3 protein-coding genes are annotated in these 3,106 nt (G+C 47.6%); all 3 read left to right on the top strand.

Features of this window, described 5'->3' with window-relative positions; all coding sequences use genetic code 11:
* Positions 1-555, top strand: a 555-nt coding sequence (locus V6C93_RS16655; RefSeq protein ID WP_333477789.1) for a glycosyltransferase, incomplete at its 5' end; no start/stop codon positions are given.
* 3 nt (positions 556-558) lie between these two features.
* Positions 559-1,761: a nucleotide-diphospho-sugar transferase gene (locus V6C93_RS16650; RefSeq protein ID WP_333477788.1), complete on the top strand. Its 1,203-nt coding sequence runs from the start codon at positions 559-561 to the stop codon at positions 1,759-1,761.
* A 433-nt stretch (positions 1,762-2,194) separates the two neighbouring features.
* The coding region (locus V6C93_RS16645; protein ID WP_333477787.1) for a glycosyltransferase at positions 2,195-3,106 on the top strand (912 nt) is incomplete at its 3' end.

Raw genomic sequence — 3,106 nt, 5'->3', positions numbered from 1 at the left:
AAAGCCTGTGGTGGAGACTCCATGATGCGCGTTGCTGCCTTCCAGCAAGTTGGAGGGTTCAATCCCACACTCATTGCCGGGGAAGAACCTGAACTCTGCGTGCGACTGCGCCAGAACGGGTGGAAAATTTTCCGGCTTGATGGGGACATGACCCTACATGACGCGCAAATGACCCGGCTTAGTCAGTGGTGGAAACGAGCCATGCGAGCCGGTCATGCCTACGCGGAAGGCTCTTGGTTGCATGGGGGTGAACCAGAACGCCATTGGGTCAAGGAAACCCGCAGTATTTGGCTGTGGGGGCTTTTCATCCCCCTGTTAGCCATCAGTGGGGCTTGGAATACTCACGGCTTGAGCTTACTGCTGCTGCTGGGATACCCCTTACAGTTTGCTCGCATCTTTATCAGCTTACGTCGCCAAAACATTAGTAGTAAAAACGCAATTTTCTATGCTCTTTCCTGCGTTATGGGTAAGTTCGCCCAGGTAGAAGGAGCCTTGAAATTTCTACGAACTCGGTTACTGGGCAGTAAAAGTACACTAATTGAGTACAAACAGTGACTTTTGTCAAGTCAAAATGAAGCATTTACCAATCCTACCGCCACCAGACCTTTTGACCCAAGGAAATACGTTTCCCCGAAATATACAGAATTCATGGATGCAGATGCAACAGGGGTTCAACCGATGATTGTCTGCGTCCATGAAGATCGACCCGAATACTTGATTGGCCTTAAACTTACTGTCTTGAGTCTGGCACGCCATTGTCCAGACCTTCCCGTTATCATTAGCTGTCCTCATCCGCCTGATACCTTTCGCCAGTGGGTTGCCACTTTATCCAACGCTCAGCTCATGGCTGACCCCAATCTTGCCGGACTGAGTTGGAATGTGAAACCAACGATTCTCCTTAAATGTCTGAACGAAGGTCATCGCGATGTAATTTGGATTGACACAGACATTTTAGTCAACCAAGATTTCCGCCCGCGTCTAGGCTGCCTTGATGACAGAACATTGGTCGTCACCCAAGAAGTTTACTGGGGACAGCAACAAGGAGGAAACCACCGAACACTCGCTTGGGGACTGAAGCCAGAGCGAATTCTCCCCACAACCGTCAACACGGGAGTAGTGCGGGTAACACCTCAGCACATCGAACTGCTTCACGCTTGGCAAACCCTACTCAATCATCCAGCCTACAGGCAGGCGCAGCTCCAACCTTACTACGAACGACCACTGCACATGCTGACGGACCAAGAAGTTCTCACAGCCCTTCTAGGTTCGACCGAATTCTCCGATATACCCATCGAAATGCTAGAGCGTGGTGTCGATATTGCTCAATGCTTCGGTCCAGCCGGTTATACACCCACTGAACGGCTGCATAACCTACGTCGGGGACTGCCAGCGTTCATTCATTCTATGGGTCGTAAGCCTTGGGAACGAGCACCATCTCCCAGACAGGTGTGGAACTCTGAAGAACCGTTACTCAGGCGGCTACGCAAGTACTACGATTACATCCACTTGGAACTCTCTCCTTATACAGCCCTTGCCCGCGAATACCAAGAGCAGGTTGGAGAAGAGGCAACTTGGATGGAAATAAAAAGTATTCCCGCACGGATTCTCGCCACCCTGTCAGCTGGTCATCCGACGCTACAAGGGTTCCCCCTAGCTCTGTTTGACGCTGGAGTTCGCTACACCCGTCAGCTGATTGGAATCGGACGATATCGTTTCGATTCAAGCTTTAACTTAGAGTCTTCACCACTAAGCCAAACCTAATTAATCAAATGTTCTTTTGAGAACAACAAAACACTTCCTTAAAAGCTAAAATAGTTGAGCAATTTATCTTTTTGGAAAAAAGTTTGAGGATTACTTCTTCTCTATTAGTGCAGTGAGTTATCCATTTTTTTGAATAGAGAAAATTACCTAAATGCTAGTTCAGATAAACATTTATTATTTTTTCTCTAAAGAAAATTCGCTTTGGCAAAATTTACAATCAGTTAGAGAGGAGTTTTCACAACTCAATCCCTTACATAATCATTTCCAAAAATTTTCTACCCTAGGGTAAATTTGGGAATTTTTGCTAAAAAAGGATTATTTGTTTATAACAATTGGGCTTCCTTCAAACCTAAACAAAACTAAAACAAGAAACTTCATCAAGGTTTTGTAGTCGCCTTACTTGGATCGATCAAGCTTGTACAGAGACAAAAAGATGATGAACGTCGCCGACCGAGAACCAGGGAAGCTTAAAGAAACGTCCAAGATGCGAGTTGTGATTGTGGCGGAAAATGCCTCGACGAAACTCGGAGGTGAAGCCTTTGACCCACTGCATTACTTTCAAGTTCTTCGTTCACGTAACATTGAAGCCCACTTAGTCGTTCATGCCCGCACCCAGGCTGAACTCCAGGCACTATTTCCAAACGATTACGAGTACATGCACTTTGTCCAGGATACCTGGCTGCATAAGTTGTTATGGTACTGGCAACAGCGTTTGCCGAGACGGATGGGAGAAGTAACGCTGGGATTACTCAGTCACCTGCATACACAGAATATCCAACGCCACCTCGTCCGTCGCCTTGTTCAAGAACATCAGATTGATGTGGTGCATGAGCCAATCCCTCTCTCACCCAAATACCCGTCTCTGATGTTTGGAGTGGGCGCCCCCGTAGTTATTGGGCCACTCAACGGCGGAATGGAATTTCCATCAGCGTTTCGCTCTCGCCAAAATTACTTGGAGGAGCTGACGATTGTGCTAGGGCGTCAACTGTCTAATTTCTGCAATCGCCTTCTCCCAGGCAAGTTAAAAGCGCAGACGGTGCTGGTTGCCAATGAGCGGACAAAGCAGGCGCTACCTGCGGGTGTAGAAGGTAGAGTCATAGAACTGGTGGACAATGGAGTTGATTTATCCGTGTGGAAACCTATACCTCCAGTTGCCAAACAACCCAATCAAACAGTCCGTTTCGTCTACATCGGTCGGCTTGTAGACTGGAAAGCGGTAGACCTACTATTAGAAGCCTTCCCACCCGTTGCTGCTCAAACCAATGCCATTTTAGAAATTATCGGCAATGGCGTATTGCAGCAGGAACTAGAAGAACTCTCGCAGCGCCTAGAATTGTCCGACCGT

The organism is Allocoleopsis sp. (assembly GCF_036703385.1).
Classification (GTDB): domain Bacteria; phylum Cyanobacteriota; class Cyanobacteriia; order Cyanobacteriales; family Coleofasciculaceae; genus Allocoleopsis.
This window is presented reverse-complemented; position numbering and strand designations above follow the sequence as displayed.